Source organism: Nocardia terrae, from assembly GCF_009760405.1.
Classification (GTDB): domain Bacteria; phylum Actinomycetota; class Actinomycetes; order Mycobacteriales; family Mycobacteriaceae; genus Nocardia; species Nocardia terrae.
In genome coordinates, this window is record NZ_WRPP01000006.1 from 66,662 (window position 1) to 82,791 (window position 16,130).

Annotated in this window: 18 protein-coding genes; 8 read left to right on the plus strand and 10 right to left on the minus strand. The window is 66.8% G+C overall.

Going from position 1 to position 16,130, the window contains the following annotated elements; all coding sequences use genetic code 11:
• Positions 1-273: 273 nt before the first annotated feature.
• From GPX89_RS28150 to GPX89_RS28160, 3 genes are all read left to right on the plus strand, one after another.
• Positions 274-1,092, plus strand: coding sequence for a sirohydrochlorin chelatase (locus GPX89_RS28150; protein ID WP_328602399.1), 819 nt, complete (start codon positions 274-276; stop codon positions 1,090-1,092).
• 94 nt (positions 1,093-1,186) lie between these two features.
• Positions 1,187-1,414, plus strand: a complete 228-nt coding sequence (locus GPX89_RS28155; protein WP_157390740.1) for a hypothetical protein — start codon at positions 1,187-1,189, stop codon at positions 1,412-1,414.
• 216 nt (positions 1,415-1,630) lie between these two features.
• Positions 1,631-2,038 (plus strand): nuclear transport factor 2 family protein, encoded by a 408-nt coding sequence (locus GPX89_RS28160; RefSeq protein ID WP_157390741.1) that lies wholly within the window; start codon positions 1,631-1,633, stop codon positions 2,036-2,038.
• An 18-nt stretch (positions 2,039-2,056) separates the two neighbouring features.
• On the opposite strand, the gene GPX89_RS28165 is transcribed toward GPX89_RS28160, so the two are convergent.
• A complete protein-coding gene (locus tag GPX89_RS28165; protein ID WP_328602400.1) occupies positions 2,057-2,662 on the minus strand; it encodes a TetR/AcrR family transcriptional regulator in 606 nt (201 codons plus the stop codon).
• 145 nt (positions 2,663-2,807) lie between these two features.
• On the opposite strand from GPX89_RS28165, the gene GPX89_RS28170 reads away from it, so the two are divergent.
• The 5 genes from GPX89_RS28170 (at position 2,808) to GPX89_RS28190 (ending at position 9,730) form a co-directional block, all read left to right on the plus strand.
• Positions 2,808-4,160: a flavin-containing monooxygenase gene (locus tag GPX89_RS28170; RefSeq protein ID WP_235948299.1), complete on the plus strand. Its 1,353-nt coding sequence runs from the start codon at positions 2,808-2,810 to the stop codon at positions 4,158-4,160.
• 9 nt (positions 4,161-4,169) lie between these two features.
• Positions 4,170-5,369, plus strand: coding sequence for a serine hydrolase domain-containing protein (locus GPX89_RS28175; protein WP_157390743.1), 1,200 nt, complete (start codon positions 4,170-4,172; stop codon positions 5,367-5,369).
• A gap of 154 nt (positions 5,370-5,523) precedes the next feature.
• Positions 5,524-7,185, plus strand: a complete 1,662-nt coding sequence (locus tag GPX89_RS28180; RefSeq protein ID WP_157390744.1) for a class I adenylate-forming enzyme family protein — start codon at positions 5,524-5,526, stop codon at positions 7,183-7,185.
• A gap of 6 nt (positions 7,186-7,191) precedes the next feature.
• Positions 7,192-8,937, plus strand: coding sequence for an N-acyl-D-amino-acid deacylase family protein (locus GPX89_RS28185; protein ID WP_157390745.1), 1,746 nt, complete (start codon positions 7,192-7,194; stop codon positions 8,935-8,937).
• A gap of 13 nt (positions 8,938-8,950) precedes the next feature.
• Positions 8,951-9,730 (plus strand): SDR family NAD(P)-dependent oxidoreductase, encoded by a 780-nt coding sequence (locus GPX89_RS28190; RefSeq protein WP_157390746.1) that lies wholly within the window; start codon positions 8,951-8,953, stop codon positions 9,728-9,730.
• Between the two features lie 57 nt (positions 9,731-9,787).
• Here GPX89_RS28190 and GPX89_RS28195 read toward each other — a convergent pair whose 3' ends face one another.
• The 9 genes from GPX89_RS28195 to GPX89_RS28235 all read right to left on the minus strand — a co-directional run bounded on the left by GPX89_RS28195 (position 9,788) and on the right by GPX89_RS28235 (position 15,723).
• Positions 9,788-10,642, minus strand: a complete 855-nt coding sequence (locus GPX89_RS28195) for an aldo/keto reductase (RefSeq protein ID WP_157390747.1) — start codon at positions 10,640-10,642, stop codon at positions 9,788-9,790.
• Positions 10,643-10,724: 82 nt separating this feature from the next.
• Positions 10,725-11,099, minus strand: a complete 375-nt coding sequence (locus tag GPX89_RS28200; RefSeq protein ID WP_157390748.1) for a YbaB/EbfC family nucleoid-associated protein — start codon at positions 11,097-11,099, stop codon at positions 10,725-10,727.
• Complete coding sequence (locus GPX89_RS28205) at positions 11,090-11,305, minus strand: hypothetical protein (RefSeq protein ID WP_157390749.1); 216 nt, start codon at positions 11,303-11,305, stop codon at positions 11,090-11,092. The genes GPX89_RS28200 and GPX89_RS28205 overlap by 10 nt, the downstream gene beginning before the upstream one ends.
• Before the next feature lie 50 nt (positions 11,306-11,355).
• Entirely contained in the window at positions 11,356-13,158 is a 1,803-nt protein-coding gene (locus GPX89_RS28210; RefSeq protein WP_157390750.1) for a hypothetical protein, read from the minus strand.
• Between the two features lies 1 nt (position 13,159).
• Positions 13,160-13,453: a WXG100 family type VII secretion target gene (locus GPX89_RS28215; RefSeq protein ID WP_157390751.1), complete on the minus strand. Its 294-nt coding sequence runs from the start codon at positions 13,451-13,453 to the stop codon at positions 13,160-13,162.
• On the minus strand, positions 13,450-13,773 hold the full coding sequence (locus GPX89_RS28220) for a WXG100 family type VII secretion target (protein WP_157390752.1): 324 nt from the start codon (positions 13,771-13,773) through the stop codon (positions 13,450-13,452). The genes GPX89_RS28215 and GPX89_RS28220 overlap by 4 nt, the downstream gene beginning before the upstream one ends.
• A gap of 363 nt (positions 13,774-14,136) precedes the next feature.
• Entirely contained in the window at positions 14,137-14,709 is a 573-nt protein-coding gene (locus GPX89_RS28225) for a histidine phosphatase family protein (RefSeq protein ID WP_157390753.1), read from the minus strand.
• Positions 14,706-15,515 (minus strand): CbtA family protein, encoded by an 810-nt coding sequence (locus GPX89_RS28230; protein ID WP_157390754.1) that lies wholly within the window; start codon positions 15,513-15,515, stop codon positions 14,706-14,708. Before GPX89_RS28230 ends, GPX89_RS28225 begins: the two co-directional genes overlap by 4 nt.
• Positions 15,516-15,537: 22 nt before the next feature.
• Positions 15,538-15,723, minus strand: coding sequence for a CbtB domain-containing protein (locus tag GPX89_RS28235; protein WP_407939504.1), 186 nt, complete (start codon positions 15,721-15,723; stop codon positions 15,538-15,540).
• Positions 15,724-16,130: the final 407 nt, after the last annotated feature.

Here is a 16,130-nt window from a genome sequence, read left to right on the forward strand (position 1 = left end):
ACGGGAGATGCCGCCGCGGATGCCGGGAACCCGCCCGCCGCTGGGCGAGACACCTCCGGCCACCGGCATCAACCGCCGCCCCGGCTCACCGAATGCCGGCAACGGGGTGAACCGGCCCGCGGTCGTCGCGCCCTCTGCCGCAGTCCGCCCCGGAGCCGCGCCGGTGAGCGGGACCGGTCGCCCGGTGGGTGTGTCGACTCAGCCCGCGGTCCCCACCGGTGTGCCGGCAGCCGGGGCCGCGGTTCGTGCGGTGCGCCCGGTGCGGGGTGCGTGGTGAGCGCCCCGGCGCTGGTGCTGGTCGCCCATGGCACCAGGAGTGCGCGCGGTGTGGAGATGATCGCCGAATTGGCGGGGGCCGTGCGGCGTGAGTTGAGCGCCGCGGCTTTTGTGAACGGTGCGCTCGCGCACCATGTTGTCGCCCAGACAGGTGCCGGTGCCGATTTCGGGGCCGCATCGGCATCGTTGCGTGAGATCGCGATCGGTGGTGCGCCGACGGTGCGCACCGCGTTCGTGGATGTGCTGGGGCCCGCCCCGGCCGAGGTGTTGCGGGATCTGGATGGTGTTCCCGCCGTGGTGGTTCCGGCCTTCCTGGCCTCGGGCTACCACGTGTATCAGGATGTGCCGCGAGAGGTGGCCGCGAGTGCGCACGGTGCGGTCGCGGTCACCCACGCGATGGGCCCGGATCCGGCGCTGGCGGAGGTCATGCACCTGCGGCTGCGCGCGGCGGGCTGGCGGCCGGGTGATGCCGTGGTGTTCGCCGCGGCGGGGTCCTCGGACGCCCGTGCGCGCCAGGATGTCCAGCGCTCCGCGAGCCTGCTCTCGGAGCGGCTCGAGACCCCGGCGCACCTGGCCTATATCGCGACCGGCGAGCCCAGGGTGCCCGAAGTCGTAGCGGCCGTGCGCAGCTCCGGTGCGCGCCGGGTGTTCATCGCGTCGTACCTGCTCGCGCACGGGCTGTTCCATCAGCGCCTGCACGACGCGGGTGCGGACGGCGTGGCCGAACCGATCGGTGTGCACCCCGCGGTAGTGCGTTTGCTGGCAAGTCGCTACAGCTCTGCGGCGCACGCTCTTTCGGTAGCCGAAGCGGCCTGAAACGAATCGCCGGAAACTACGATGGCTTGGCGGTTCCGGATTTACGTGCAAGCATCGCAAGCGACATTTCCATATTGATCGAGAGGACCCTCTCTTGAAGAAATTCGCTGTCACCGCAGGGCTGTTCGCCGCGGCTGCCTCCCTCACTTTCGGCACCGCTTCGGCCGATGACGGCCAGGGTGTCGTTGTGGGTGTGGACCCGGCCGGGGCTTGCGCTTTTTACCACCTCACCGACGAGCAGTGCGCTCAGGCGATGCAGGGTGGCATCGGCGCGAACTTCAACGCGCAGGCGTGGACCGGTTACAACGTCGGCGTTCACTGAAACGTCTGAATTTCACAATTCGATTCGGGTCGGCACCATTCCGGGTGCCGACCCGAATCGTTTGCCGATGTGATCTCCGGCACGATTGCTAGCCGTTCGCTATCGCTATGCAACGTTCTCTGTCCGATCACGTCACGGTCTCAGTGGGGTGAATCCCGTTCCCGCTGGCCGGAACCGGCGCACCCGAGTCCCCGGTGCGCCGGGCAGGATCGCCTCATGCCCGCCGAACACCCCGCCCGCCATGCCGGACTCGCGTCCCAGGCCGCCGTCCGAGCCAAGTCCAAGGCGGACTGGCTCGCCCTGTTCGCGCCGGACGCCCGGGTGGAGGATCCGGTGGGGGTGTCCCCGTGCGACCTGGTCGGCGAAGGGCATTCGGGCCACGCCGCCATCGCGGCCTTCTGGGACAAGGCGATCGAACCCAGTGCGATCGAATTCCACTGGGCCGATTCATTCGCCTGCGGGAACGAGGCGGCGTTCACCGGCACAATTCGCAGTGTGCGCGCGGGGATGTCGGTAGAAGTCGATCTCGTCGCCGTCTATCGGGTGAATGCGGACGGGAAAATCCGTGCGCTGCGCGCATTCTGGGAACTGGATCGCGCCCGCGCCACTCCGTTGCCGGACTGACGATTAGGGAGTTGGCCCCTAATCATTAGGGGATTGCAGGGCCGGGAACCAGATGTCAGTCAGGACATTCGCGGCTTCCTCGGCGGAGACGTCGATGGTGCCCTGCATGGCCCATCGGGTGAAGAACCGTTCCAGTTGGGCCACGAGCAATTCCACCCGCAGCCGGGCCTCGTCCTGGCGCTCCGCCGGCCAGCGCGACAGGTACGAGCTCATGACATTGGGCAGCGCCATGATGCCCTCCCTTGCCACTTCCCGGAATTCGGGCTCCAGCGCGGTCGCCTCGTCCCAGGCGGGCAGCAGATCCTTGTACTCCTGGAACCAGTCGATAGCCCGCCGCATCCAGGCGGCGAACTCCGTGCGTGAACCGCTGTCGAGCACGTGGTCGAGGTCCTCGTAGAAATGCTGGACGCTGGGCAGCGTGCCCTGTTCGGCGATGGCGCGCAGCACATCCGGCTTCCCGGTGAAGTGCAGGTAGAAGGTGGCGCGGCTGCAGCCGACGGCGGCGGCGATGTCGTCGACGCGGACCGGGGCGTAGCCCTGGGTGGTGAACAGTTGCTTCGCGGCGTCGATCAGCCGGCTGCGGGTCAGCCGCTTCTGTTCTTCGCGCAATGAGGGTCGGGTCACGCCTGAATAATAGACGCAAGTTGACTCACTAGACACGATGTCTAGTGAGTGTTAGCGTGTGTGGCACATCACGTCCGGCCGGGGAGTGAACCCATCGCCGAACCAGGAGAGTGAATTGGCTGCGCCATCTGCACAGAATCGTGAATTGCCCAGGGTCTGCGTCATCGGCGCGGGTCCGTCGGGCATCACCGCCGCGAAGCGGCTCGCCGAGTACGGCATCCCCTTCGACTGCTACGAAGCCTCCGACGAGGTGGGCGGCAACTGGTACTACAAGAACCCGAACGGGATGTCGGCCTGCTACCAGAGCCTGCACATCGACACCTCGAAATTCCGGCTGCAGTTCGAGGACTTCCCAGCGCCCGAGGAATGGCCGGACTTCCCGCACCACAGCCAATTGCACCAGTACTTCAAGGATTACGTCGACCACTTCGGCATTCGCGACCGGATCATCTTCGGCCACAAGGTGATCGGGGCCGAGCGCGCCGCCGACGGCCTGTGGACGGTCACCACCGATCAGGGCCGCGTCGAGACCTATGACGCGCTGCTCGTGGCCAACGGCCACCACTGGGATCCCAACATCCCCGACTATCCGGGCGAGTTCGACGGCACCTTGATCCACTCGCACGCCTACAACGACCCGTTCGACCCGATCGACATGCGCGGCAAGCGAGTCGTGGTGGTGGGCATGGGCAACTCGGGCCTGGACATCGCCTCGGAGCTGTCGCAGAAGTTCCTCGCCGACAAGCTGTGGGTCTCGGCCCGGCGCGGGGTGTGGGTGCTGCCCAAGTACGTCGGCGGCAAGGTCGGTGACACGCAGGTGGTGCCGCCGTGGATGCCGCCCAAGCTGGCGCTCAAGCTCAAGCAGCGCTTCGTGGTCAAGAACCGCGGCCGCATGGAGGATTACGGCCTGCCCAAGCCGGATCATCTGCCGTTCGAGGCGCATCCCTCGGCGAGTGAGGAGTTCCTGCACCGGGTCGGTTGCGGCGATATCGATTTCAAGCCCGCCATCAGCCGCCTCGACGGCAGGTTCGTGCAGTTCGCCGACGGCTCGCGCGAAGAGGTCGACGTGGTGGTGTGCGCCACCGGGTATCACATCAGCTTCCCGTTCTTCACCGATCCGGCGCTGCGGACCGACGCGAACAACAGGCTGACGCTGTGGCGTCAGATGGCGCTGCCCGGTATCGACAATCTCTTCTATCTCGGTCTGGCCCAGGCGATGCCAACCCTGGTGAACTTCGCCGAGCAGCAGTCCAAGCTGGTGGCGGCCTATCTGACCGGCAACTACCGGTTGCCCTCGCAGGCGGACATGGCCGCCGACGCGGCCCGGGTCGAGGCGGAACGCGCCGCGCGGTACTACAACTCGCCGCGGCACACCATCCAGGCCGACTTCGACATCTATGTCCGCGAGCAGGCGAAGGAACTCGCTGAGGGGGCGCGGCGGGCCGCGGCCGCCGGACACGCGCTGCCGGTGCCCGGCCGGGCCGTGGCGCGGGTGTAGGAGGTGGAAATGATTGCATCGCGAAGCGATTCCCACAGGGGTGGCGGTGAGGCGACGGGTGGGCGCAATGTGGCTGGATTCTGTGCCGACGAATTCGATGCCGTGCGTGCGGCCTTCACCGAACAGGTGGAAACGGGCGCGGAGCTGGGGGCCTCGGTCTGCGTGACCGTGGAGGGCGAGACGGTGGTGGATCTCTGGGGCGGTTACGCGGATCTGGAGAAGACCGTGCCCTGGGGTGCGGACACCCTGGTGAACACCTTCTCCATCACCAAGACCATGGTCGCGTTGAGCGCCCTGCTGCTGGTCGAGCGCGGCGAGCTGGACGTGCACCAGAAGGTGGCCCACTACTGGCCGGAGTTCGCCGCCAACGGCAAGGCCGATATCGAAGTGCGGCACCTGCTTTCGCACACCTCGGGCGTCTCGGGGTGGGAAGCGCCGATCGTGCTGGCCGACATCTACGACACCGACGCGTCCACGGATCGCCTTGCGGCGCAGGCTCCCTGGTGGGAGCCGGGTACGGCGTCGGGCTATCACGCCATGAACTACGGGCACCTGGTCGGCGCGCTCGTCAAGCGCATCACCGGGCGGCCGCTGGGGCGGTTCTTCGCCGAGGAACTGGCCCGCCCGCTGGCCGCCGACTTCCATATCGGCACGCCCGCGGCGGATCTGGGCCGCATCGCCACCCTGGTGCCGCCGGAGCTGCCGGAGTTCGATCCCTCGCTGCTGCCGCAGGACAGCGTCATGTTCAAGACCCTGTTCCAGCCGCTGCTGGACTTCGCCGAGTGCGGAACCGCGCAGTGGCAGCGGGCCGAGCTCGGCGGTATGGGCGGGCACGGCAACGCCCGCTCGATCGCCCGGCTGCAGTCGCTGATCAGCAATGGCGGCGAGCTGGACGGCCGGAAGTTCCTGTCGGACAAGACCATCGACCTCATCTTCGAGCGGCAGTCCGACGGCCTGGACCTGGCCATCATGCTGCCGCTGCGCTTCGGCATCGGCTACGGCCTGCCGCAGGCGCAGACCGCGCCGCACGTGCCCGACGGCCGGGTGTGCTGGTGGGCCGGTCTGGGCGGCGCGTTCGTGGTCAACGACCTCGACCACCGGGTCACCTTCGCCTACGCCATGAACCGCATGGCGCCGGGCCTGATCGGCTCCGACCGCGCCGACGCCTATCTGAAGTCGACCTTCGACGTGGTCCGGGGGTGGGCATGAGGCGCGGCCGGTGGTCCGCCGGGGCGAGAACGCCGAGCCCCGTCATCCCAGAAAGTGGCACGGTGGCACCAAAAATTTGCGGTTCTCTCCCTCGCCGCCGCCCCGCTGCGGCAAGCTGCGAAGGTTGGCGCATCGACACCCGAGGACTTGATTCATGACCAATGCCATTGATCTCCAGGCACTCGCGGCTCAGGTCGCCGGGAAGCTGACCGCGCCGGGCGCGCCGTTCGAGATGACGGTCGAGCAGGTGCTGGGCGCGCCGCAGCAGGTGTTCAAGAACCGTCACGGTTCGCTGCTGGAGTTGCTGGAAGCCTCCCGGGAGCTGGGGGACCTCGACTATCTGGTGTCCGCGCGCACCCGCTACACCTTCGCCGAGCACTACGCGGCCGCCGGGGCGCTGGCCGCCGCGCTGGCGCAGCGCTACGGCGTCGGCAAGGGCGACCGGGTCGGGATTCTGGCCGCCAACACCCCCGAGTGGGTGCTGACCTTCTGGGCCGCGCAACGGCTGGGCGCGATCCCGGTCGGCTTCAACGCCTGGTGGGTGCCGCGCGAGATCGCCTACGGCCTCGAGCATTCCGCCCCGAAGGTGGTGATCGCCGACGCCAAGCGGGCCGCGCTGGCCGCCGAGACCGGCACCGACATCCCGGTGCTCACCATGGAGACCGATCTGCCCGCGCTGATCGCGGAATTCGCGGGCGGGAATCCGGTCACCGAGCTGAGCGAGGACGATCCGGCGATCATCCTCTACACCAGCGGCACCACCGGCCGCCCCAAGGGCGTGGTGCACGCCCAGCGGAACATGGTGGCGGTCGCCGACTACCACCGCTTCATGGACGCGCTGTCCGCGGGCTTCCGCGGCCAGACCTGGGACGGTTCCCCGGCCGCGCGCCGCTACCTGGCGACCATGCCGCTGTTCCACATCGCGAGCCTGCACAACCTGTCGATCCCGCGGCTCACCACCGGCGACGCGGTCATCTTCCCGACCTCGGGGGAGTTCGACGCGGAATCGCTGCTGCAGCTGGTGGAGACGGAACGGGTCACCAACTGGGCGGCCGTGCCGACGCTGGCGAGTCGCATTCTGGCGGTGGACATCTCGAAGTACGACCTGTCCTCGCTGACCGCGTTCTCGCTGAACTCCGCGCCGGCCTCGCCCGCGCTGGTGCAGCGGCTGCGCGAACGGTTCCCGGTCGCCCTGCAGGGCCTGACCACCAGCTACGGCTGCACCGAATCCGGCACCGCCGCGACCGTCGCCACCCCGCCGGAGCTGGCCGCGGACAACGAGACCGTGGGCCGGGCGGTGGTCGGCGTCTCGATCGAGGTCCGCGATCCCGACGGCAAGGTGGTGCCCGAGGGCGAGGAGGGCGAGATCTGTGTCCGCAGCCCGTACGTCATGCTCGGCTACTGGAACAACGAGGACGCCACCCGGGCGAGCATCGACGAGAACCGCTGGCTGCGCACCGGCGATTTCGGCACGCTGCGCGCGGGCAAGCTCTACATCTCCGGCCGCCGGTCGGATCTGATCCTGCGCGGCGGCGAGAACGTCTACCCGCAGGAGATCGAGAACGTCCTCGACGCGCATCCGGCGGTGCGGGAGTCGGCGGTGATCGGCGTTCCGCACGAGGATCTCGGTCAGGAGGTGGCCGCGATCGTCGTTGTCGACCAACCGGATTCGATGACCGAGGACGAGCTGCGCGACCATGTGGCCAGGGAACTGGCCTACTTCAAGGTGCCCGCCCGCTGGCTGGTCACCGCGGAACCCCTGCCGCGCAATGCCACCGGCAAGGTGCTGCGCCGCGATCTCTCACTGGGGGAGTGAATTCCTTTGTACGACACCATTATCAAGAATGGACGCTGGTTCGACGGCACCGGCGCGCCCTCGGCCGTGCGCAATCTGGGCATCCGGGACGGGCGGGTGGCGACCGTGTCGGCCGCGCCGTTGGACGAAACCGGTTGCGCGCGGGTGATCGACGCGACCGGGCGCTGGGTCATGCCGGGCATGATCGACATCCACACCCACTACGACGTGGAGGTGCTGCTGGATCCCTCGCTGTCGGAGTCGTTGCGGCACGGGGTGACCACGCTGCTGCTGGGGTCCTGCTCGCTGTCCACGGTGCATGTGGAGGGCTCGGACGCCGGGGACCTGTTCGGCCGGGTGGAGGCCATTCCGCGCAAGCATGTGGTTTCGGCGATCGACGGGTTGAAGACCTGGAACAGTGCGCACGGGTATGTGCGGGCGCTGGAATCACTGCCGTTGGGACCCAATATCGCTGCCTTCATCGGGCATTCGGATATCCGGACCGCGCAGCTCGGTCTGCGACGGGCCACCGATCCGGACGTGCGGCCCAGTGAGTCGGAGCTCAGCGCCATGGAACACAAGCTGCGTGAGGCGCTCGACGCGGGTTTCGTCGGCATGTCCTCGCAACAGCTGCTGTTCGACAAGCTCGACGGTGAGGTGTGCCGGTCGCGGACGCTGCCGTCGACCTACGCCACCACCAAGGAGCGGCGGCGGCTGAATCGCATTCTGCGCGACCGGAAGCGGGCGTTGCAGGGCGGGCCGGACGTGACGCGGCCGCAGAGCCTGGTGGCCATGGCGATCAGCAGCCTGGGAATCTTGCGGCCCAAGCTCAAGGTGAGCCTGCTCTCGGCCGCGGATATCAAGGCGAATCCCGTTGTGGTGAACATCTTCCCGGTGATCGGCAAGATCCTCAACCGGCTGGGCGGGGACTTCCGCTGGCAGCATCTGCCGGTGCCGTTCGAGGTGTACTCCGATGGCATCGACCTGCCGGTGTTCGAGGAATTCGGGTCCGGTGCGGCGGCTCTGCACCTGTCGAATCAGCTCGACCAGCGGCAGGAGCTGTTCGCGGATCCGGCGTATCGCAGGGCGTTCCGCAAGGACTACGAGAAGAAGTGGGGCACCCGCGTGTGGCACCGCGACTTCTTCGACGCCGAGATCACCGAATGCCCCGATCCGAGCGTGATCGGCAAGACTTTCGGGCAGGTGGGGCTCGATCGCGGCGGCGTCCACCCGGTGGACGCGTTCCTCGACCTGCTGGTCGAGCACGGTTCGGCGGTGCGCTGGCGCACCACGATCTCGAATCACCGGCCCGAGGTGCTGGATATGCTGGCGGCGGATCCCAGTGTGCAGCTGGGCTTCTCGGACGCGGGCGCGCACCTGCGGAACATGGCGTTCTACAACTTCGGGCTGCGGTTCCTGAAGCGGGTGCACAAGGCGCAGCAGCAGGGGCGGCCGTTCATGACGGTCGAGCACGCCGTGCACCGGGTCACCGGTGAGCTGGCCGACTGGTACGACCTCGACGCCGGGCACCTGCGCGAGGGCGACCGGGCGGATGTGCTGATCATCGATCCGGCCCGGCTCGACGAGAGCCTGGAAGCCTACGCCGAGAACCCGATTCCCGAGTTCGACAATCTCTCCCGCATGGTCAACCGCAATGACGACACCGTCACCGCGGTGCTGGTCAACGGGGAGTTCGTGTTCGGGCTCGGTGAGCGGGTGGCCACCCTGGGCAAGGAGCGCACCGGTGAGTTCCTGCGCGCCGGTCGCCGATGAGGAGTGAGAAATCTTGAACGCCAATAGATTCGACGGCCGTACCGCGGTCGTCACGGGTGCGGCCTCCGGCATCGGCGCGGCGATCGCGGCCGCGCTGGTGGCCGAGGGTGCGAATGTGGTCGGGCTCGACATCGACGAGGCCGGACTGGGCAAGCGGGCCGGTGAGCTGGGGGAGTCCTTCGTCCCCGTGGTCACCGACGTCACCGACGAGGCCCAGATCGAGGCCGGAATCGGGGTCGCCGCAACGCGTTTCGGCGGCCTGCACGCTGCCTTCAACGCCGCGGGGGCGTCCCGCATCGGCGCGGTCACCGACCTGCTCGAGGCCGATTGGGACTTCACCCTCGACCTGATCCAGAAGTCGGTGTTCCTGTGCACCAAGCACGAAGCGCGCCTGATGAAGTCGACCGGTGGCGGTGCGATCGTGAACATCTCGTCGCTGGACGCCCGCGTCCCCATGCCCGGCGGCAGCGCCTACTCCACCGGCAAGGCGGGCGTGGTGATGTTCACCAAGACCGCCGCCCTGGAACTGGCCCAGCACCGCATCCGCGTGAACGCCATCCTCCCGGGCCTGGTAGACACCCCGCTGGTGGCCCCGATCGTGGGCTACGAACCGGCGAAACAGATGTTCCTGGAACGCATTCCGATGGGCGTGCCCGCCACTCCGGAGCAGATCGCGGGCCCCAGCCTTTTCCTCGCCTCCGACGACGCCTCCTACATCACCGGCGTCGACCTGGTGGTGGACGGTGGCTGGGAACTGTCCAACTTCCCCAACCTGGCCAAGCTCGCGGGCTGAGCCGATCTCCGTTCCGCGCCGGAACCGTCCACCGTTCCGGCGCGGAACGGTTCGCCGTCAGAGCAGTCCGGCGGTGAAGGTGGCCGGGTCCGGGCCGACCCGGGTGCCCGAGTCGAGTGCGCTGATCGCACGCATCTGGTCGTCGCCGAGCTCGAAGCCGAAGACATCGAAGTTCTCGCGAATCCGGCTGGGCGTCACCGACTTCGGGATCACCACGTTGCCGAGCTGCAGATGCCAGCGAATGATCACCTGAGCGGGCGTGCGGCCGGTCTCCCCGGCGATGGCGACGATCGTCGGATCCTTCAACGCCGCACCGCGCCCGAGCGGGCTCCACGCCTCGGTGGCGATCCCGTGCTCGGTGTGGAAGGCGCGCAGCTGAGCCTGGATCAGGTTGGGGCTCAACTCGATCTGGTTCAGCACCGGAGTCTCACCGGTCTCCGCGATCAGACGCTCGAGGTGATCGGCATTGAAGTTGGATACGCCGATCGAGGCGACCCGCCCCTCCGCCTTCAATTTCTGAAAGGCCCGGAAGGTATCGACGTACTTGTCCGCCTGCCCGACCGGCCAGTGAATGAGATAAAGATCCAGCTCGTCCAGCCCGAGCCGCTCCATGCTGGCGTCGAACGCCCGCAACGTCGAGTCGTACCCCTGCTCGGAATTCCACAGCTTGGTGGTGACGAATACCTCGTCCCGGTCCACCCCGAACTCCCGGATGGCCCGCCCCACCTCCGCCTCATTGCCATAGATCGCGGCCGTATCGATATGCCGATACCCGGCCTCGAGGGCGGCCGTGACCGCCCCGAACGTGTCCCCTTCCTCAACCAGGAACACCCCGAAACCCAACGACGGAATGGTCTTCCCATCGTTCAGCACGGTCTCCGGAACTGAGCTGCTTCCGCTTCGAAAGGTCATAACCACCGACCCTACGCCCCGCCCTGCACCGACTGCGTGGCCGCCGATCCGAGAGCGGTGATGCCGAAGGGAGCCTGCTAATTCACATCGAATGGGTGATGCGAAGCGGGGTGGGTTCCTCCCACGCATCGGGACTCAGGGCAGTTTGTGCGCCGTGAGCGGCCTGGCGCGGCGAGAGCTGCGGGGAATCTTGCAGCTCTTCGATTACCTTGATCGCTTCATCTTTGGCCCGTTCGACGGCAGTTCCGTGACATTGGGTGATCGCCTGCGCGAGTCGGCCGGGATCGACGGACATCGCGGCCTGCGAGATTTGCAGGTCGGTGATCATTCCGTTCACGTCGGTCTCGATCGCCACCGCGCCGCCGGATGTCTGAGCCTTGCCTCGAACTTGCAGGATCGCGCTCTGGATGCGTGAACTGCGGGCGGCGGTGCTCTCCGCGTCGGGGTTCAGCCCCATAGCGACACCACAATTATTGCCAGGCCGATCAATACCACGGTCACGCCCAGCGCCACCAGAATGCCCAAGCCTATCCGGCGGGCTCGACCCGGGATCAGACACAACACGCCCGCGACCACAAGCTCGACCGCGTATGGGATGACCAGGATGTAGGCAGCACCCAACAGCACCACGATCGGGAGGACATTGAGCAACGCCACTCCCACCGCGACTCCCGATGAGGTACGGCTCAATCCACGTTTGCGAGAGGTGGTCATCATCGCCCCGGTACCGCCGGCGGGTTCTCTACCGACCCGAACTCGGTGGACGGCAAGTCCTTGAAATGGTCGAATGCGGTTGGCCCCGCACCGATATTGTGATGGAACGGCAGGTTGGTGGCGGGTCCGAGGGAGCTTCCCGACGCGGCCGGATCGATGCCCACCGTGCGTATCTGGGTGCCCACACCGTGGTCCTGGTAGGCCTCCATCGAGGGGTAGTCGGTGCGGGTGCCGCTGATGGTGACGCCGTCGGTTCCGGGGGTGAACACCAGGTCGCCGTTGACCGTCACCTTGTGATGACCGGGCATCCATGTTGTCTCGGCCAACGGATTACCCGCGTCGTAACTGATTCGCACCGAGCCGTCGGCGGCTTGGGTCACCGTGCCGGTGGGCTTGCCCACCTTCGTTTCCCCGGTGTCTTGTCGTACGGATGGGTCCTGCCGCATGACGACAATCCCGTTCTCGTAATCCACGTAAGTCGCAACCTTTGCGTGTTCGGGGTCGAAGTTCGGATCGAATGTACGGTTGTTGCCCAGGTCGCGTTCGAACGGGTTGCTGAACTGCGGGTCGCTGACGTCGCGTTGGGCGATGAACTGGTCGGATCGCACTACGCCTTGACCCTTGACCGGGTTGATTCGAACAACCTGGATCTGGGGGCCGACGCCGTGGTACTTCGGGTCGTAGCTGTTGGGGTTGAGTACTTCGGCGGTTTCCCAGTCGGTGCCGCTCTGCGGTGGATGGCCGAAGATCTGTGCGAAGGCCATGGCCGACGCGTGCACGCGCGCGGAGTCGTACCGGTGTGAATCGATGACCTCGAATACGGGCTTGTTGTCGTCGGTGTTGCCGAGTTCTTTCGGGATCGACAGCGCAGCGATGGACAGCAGCATCGGCTGGGTTTCGAGTCCGTCGGTGCTGCCGAAATCAGGTTTGGCGAGTTCCGTGGCGACGGGGCTGGTCGAGATGTCGCTCGCGACCACGGCACCCATTGCCATGAGCGTGGCCGAGTTGGGGACGGCACCGGTCAACGACACCTGCACCGAGGTGTTCCCGATGCTCGCGCTCACCCCTTCCACGAACGGTGGCTGCAGGTTCTTCGCGATCAATTCACGAACTGCGCCAAGGTCGTTCGCGTAGTTGCCGACGGCTTTGCCGATCGCCGCGGACACACTGGCGACGGCCTGCGCACCGCTGGAGAGGGTGCTCAGCACGGCGAGCAGGTCACCGACCTCGGGCGCCTCGATACCGTGGAACTTGCCGGCGGCCTGATCCAGACGTCCACCGGCCGTGGTGACGATCTCCGCGGCGGAGAAACTGGTCCAGGCGGCCCCCATCGCTGAGAGTTTCTGGGTGTCCCCGTTGGGAACTTGACCGGCTGCCCGGACCATATCGGCCATCAGAGGCGGTGTGACCAGGCCCGCGCCGTTGTCTCCGCCGGATGGCTGTATGAGACTCAGATCGCCCTGCAAGAATGCCCAACTGCCGACCGCCGCGGGCTTATCGGGTTGCGGGGTGGTCTTTCCCGCTGAGGTCCACTCGGCCAGGTCCCAGTTGTAGCCGCAGGCGTTGAACACATCGGCCGCCTTGGTCAGGGCATTGCCCAGGGCTCCGATGGTGTTCAGCACATCGACGCTCATCTGATCGCACTTCGTCGCCCACGATGCGGCGGACCCGTCCCCGGCCATTCCGGGGTTCGAAATGACCAGCGCCGGTGTCAGCGTCTTGACCGCCGTCGCCAATTCGGTTGCGATCGACTGGCACTCACCGGCGGCGTGGTAATACGCCTCCGTATTGACAGTGACCACGTCAGCTCTTGGAGATGCTGTTGAGGCTGATCACGGTGGTGTAGCTGCTATGGGCCAGCCGTGCTGCCTCGCTCGTGTCGGCAACTCCGTCAGCGAACTCCTTTGCGCTGGTGGACCATTGATTGTGCGCTTCGGTGTATGCGGACGCCGCAGCCGACTCCCAACTGCCGCCGGTCAGGGATTCGGCCTTCTGGTCGAGTTCATCCAGATGGTTCCGCAGAAAGTCCGCCAACTTGCCGAGCTGGGATACGACCTGATCGAGTTGTTCGAGGTTCACGCTGAATTCGGAGGTCAACTGCGGTCCAAGCTGGTGAATCCGTCCGCGGACAGCAGGTCGTGACTGGTGTACGTCTCGGCGGTAACGCCGAGTTTGCCCGCCAAGGTCGTCAGTGCATCGATCGTCGTGTGCCCGCCGTCGGAGCATTCGCCCCAACCCTTGCTGAAGAACTTCGCGGCCTCACCGGTCCACCCAGCGGTTGTAAGCGAGTCTACTTCCTGTTCAACCAATTTCAGAGCCGCACGCATGGTGTCGGCTACATCCAATGCGTACTTGCCGAACGCCTGCACATCCTCCGGGACGACGAACAGACCCCCCGAATCTCCTACTCCACCCATGGGGGTGGAGATTATCATCGCCGACCGGCGCTCGCACGTCAGTTTCTGGCGAATTGCAAGAGCGGTCTCGCACGTATTGTTCCACGCAGACCACGGTGGTTCGATCAATCCGGTGGCGGGGAGCTTCGGCTTGCGATGACTCCGGCACCGCCGATCCGATCGCGAAGACGTGTGGCTCAACCAATTTCGCACGAGGCTCCAGACTATCCGGTCCAGGATTCGGAAGTGGCGAGGCGCGGGCTCGAATGCACGAGTCGTCTGACAAACGCTGTGAAGCGAAGCGCTGTTTCGCGAAACTCGTGCCGCAATTGGGAAATACTGGCGCGTCGCCGGGCCGCCTCGGCGAGCTGGAATCTCTGGGGTTCAGAGTGAGAGATCGTGCGCGGTGGTGCGCAGGGTCCAGGCCGGGGCCCGGTGGTGGAGGGTGGTCGCGGTGAGCGGCGGGATGTCGATGCGCCAGAACGATTCCGGGGGAGCGTTCAGGGTGATGAGGACGGCCGCGCGGACCGCGCCCGGGTGGGTGATCGCGGTGATGCGGTCACCGGATCCGGTCAGGCTTTCCAGCCAGGCGCGGACGCGGGCGATCAGGTCGATGAGGGACTCGCCGCGGTGGGAGCGGTGCGACGGGTCGGTGAGCCAGCCCATCAGGTGTTCGGGGGACAGGTCGTCCATGGCCTTGCCCGACCAGTCGCCGTAGTCCAGATCGCGCAGGGCGGGCTCGGGAGCGCCGTTGAGGCCCAGTGCTTTCGCGGTCTGCGCGGTGCGGATCTCGGGTGCGCACAGGACACGGTCCGGCTCCGGGCCGGGCAGGCCGCCCACCGTCGCCACGGACCGCTCACCCAGCGGGTTGAGCGGTTCGTCGGCGGGGAAGCGGGCGGCCTGGACGGCGTCGGTGATCGCGTGCGTGATCAGGGTGAGGCGGGTGACTGCGCTCATGCCGCCGAAGGGGCTGGGGCAGAGTCTCGTTCGCCGAGCAGGCGGGGAGCCAGCCAGGCGAAGCCGACGCCGATCACGACCCAGAGGATCAGTTGGGCGGCGAAGGAGTACAGGCGGAAGCTGTACAGGTCGGCGGCCGGGAATCCGGGGTAGACGATGGCACCCGCCGGATTCCTCAGGGCCTCCGGCGTTTCGGCGGAGTAGCTCGGCAGCGCGAGCATGGCCACCGCGATGACCACCGTGCACGCCGTGGCCGCGGCGATACCGGCGGTCCAGTTGCCCAGTCGCGCGGCCAGTCTGCGGCCGAGCCAGACGGCCGCGAGCAGCGCGAGCACGCTGACCGCGATCATGATCGCGAACATGCCGGTGCGTTCCTTGATGGTGTCCGCGTCCGAGGATCCCGGCGGGTTGGCCGGGTACTTCAGGAACGGCACCGCGTACAGCGCCAGGAACATGCCACCCGACACCAGCAGCGCCAGATTCCGCGCGGTGATCCGTCCGGCCCGGCGCAGCGCCAGGTAGTACACGACCGCGAACAGCGCGCCCATGGCCATGCCGAGCACGATCACGCCGAACCCGAGGCCGATGTTCTGCTGCTGGCCGCGGGTGAACAGCTCCGAGCCCATCTCCATGTCCATCGGCTTGCCCGCGGCCTTGTCCAGCGCCATCTGCGCGTCGTCGCGGCCGTGTTCGTAGTCGATGGCCCGGTTGATGACGGGCTCGGACGCGATCCGGGCGAAGGCGAACGCGAGCAATCCACCGAGCGCGCCCAGCAGGACGCCTCGGCCGATGATCCGCTTTTCCATTGTGGCGACTCGATTCCCGTGGCTAGTGGCAGGGGAAACCGAGGAGATGCCGTCCGTCGTGGACGAATTCGTGCACGTGCATGTCGCTGCCGAAGATCGACACCGCACCCTGGTCGAAACCGATGAAGTAGATGGCCAGCAGCGCCAGCACGGTGGTCCCGATCAGCCACATGGCCGTGGTGGGAAGGGCGAGCGCACCGGTCGTGATGCCGGAACGGGGAGCGTAGGACGTCGCCACGGGAACTCCTAGGGTGAGAGGGGATTGCGCGCCCCTCGGCCGATACAACTTCTCGGCGTCCCGGGTCTGACTCGCACTCGCGGGGAGTGCTCACAGTGGCGCGACCGTCCCGGACTCTCACCGGATTCCACGAATCGCCGATCGCATAAAGGTACGAAACCCCGAGCCAACTGGTCAAACACCTGCCCACACTGTGGAATCGCGGTCGGCCGACCGGGGTGTGCGGGCGCTCATCTAGAACTTGTTGTACCGCTGAAATGGCGGCTGAGCAGGAATGATTCATTTCGTGCCCGGAGAAATCGGGGCAGTTTTCCCGAATCGGGTTCGTGGGGGTCCGTGGGTTGAATACACTGCCCGCTGAAGTGAACAGATCACAC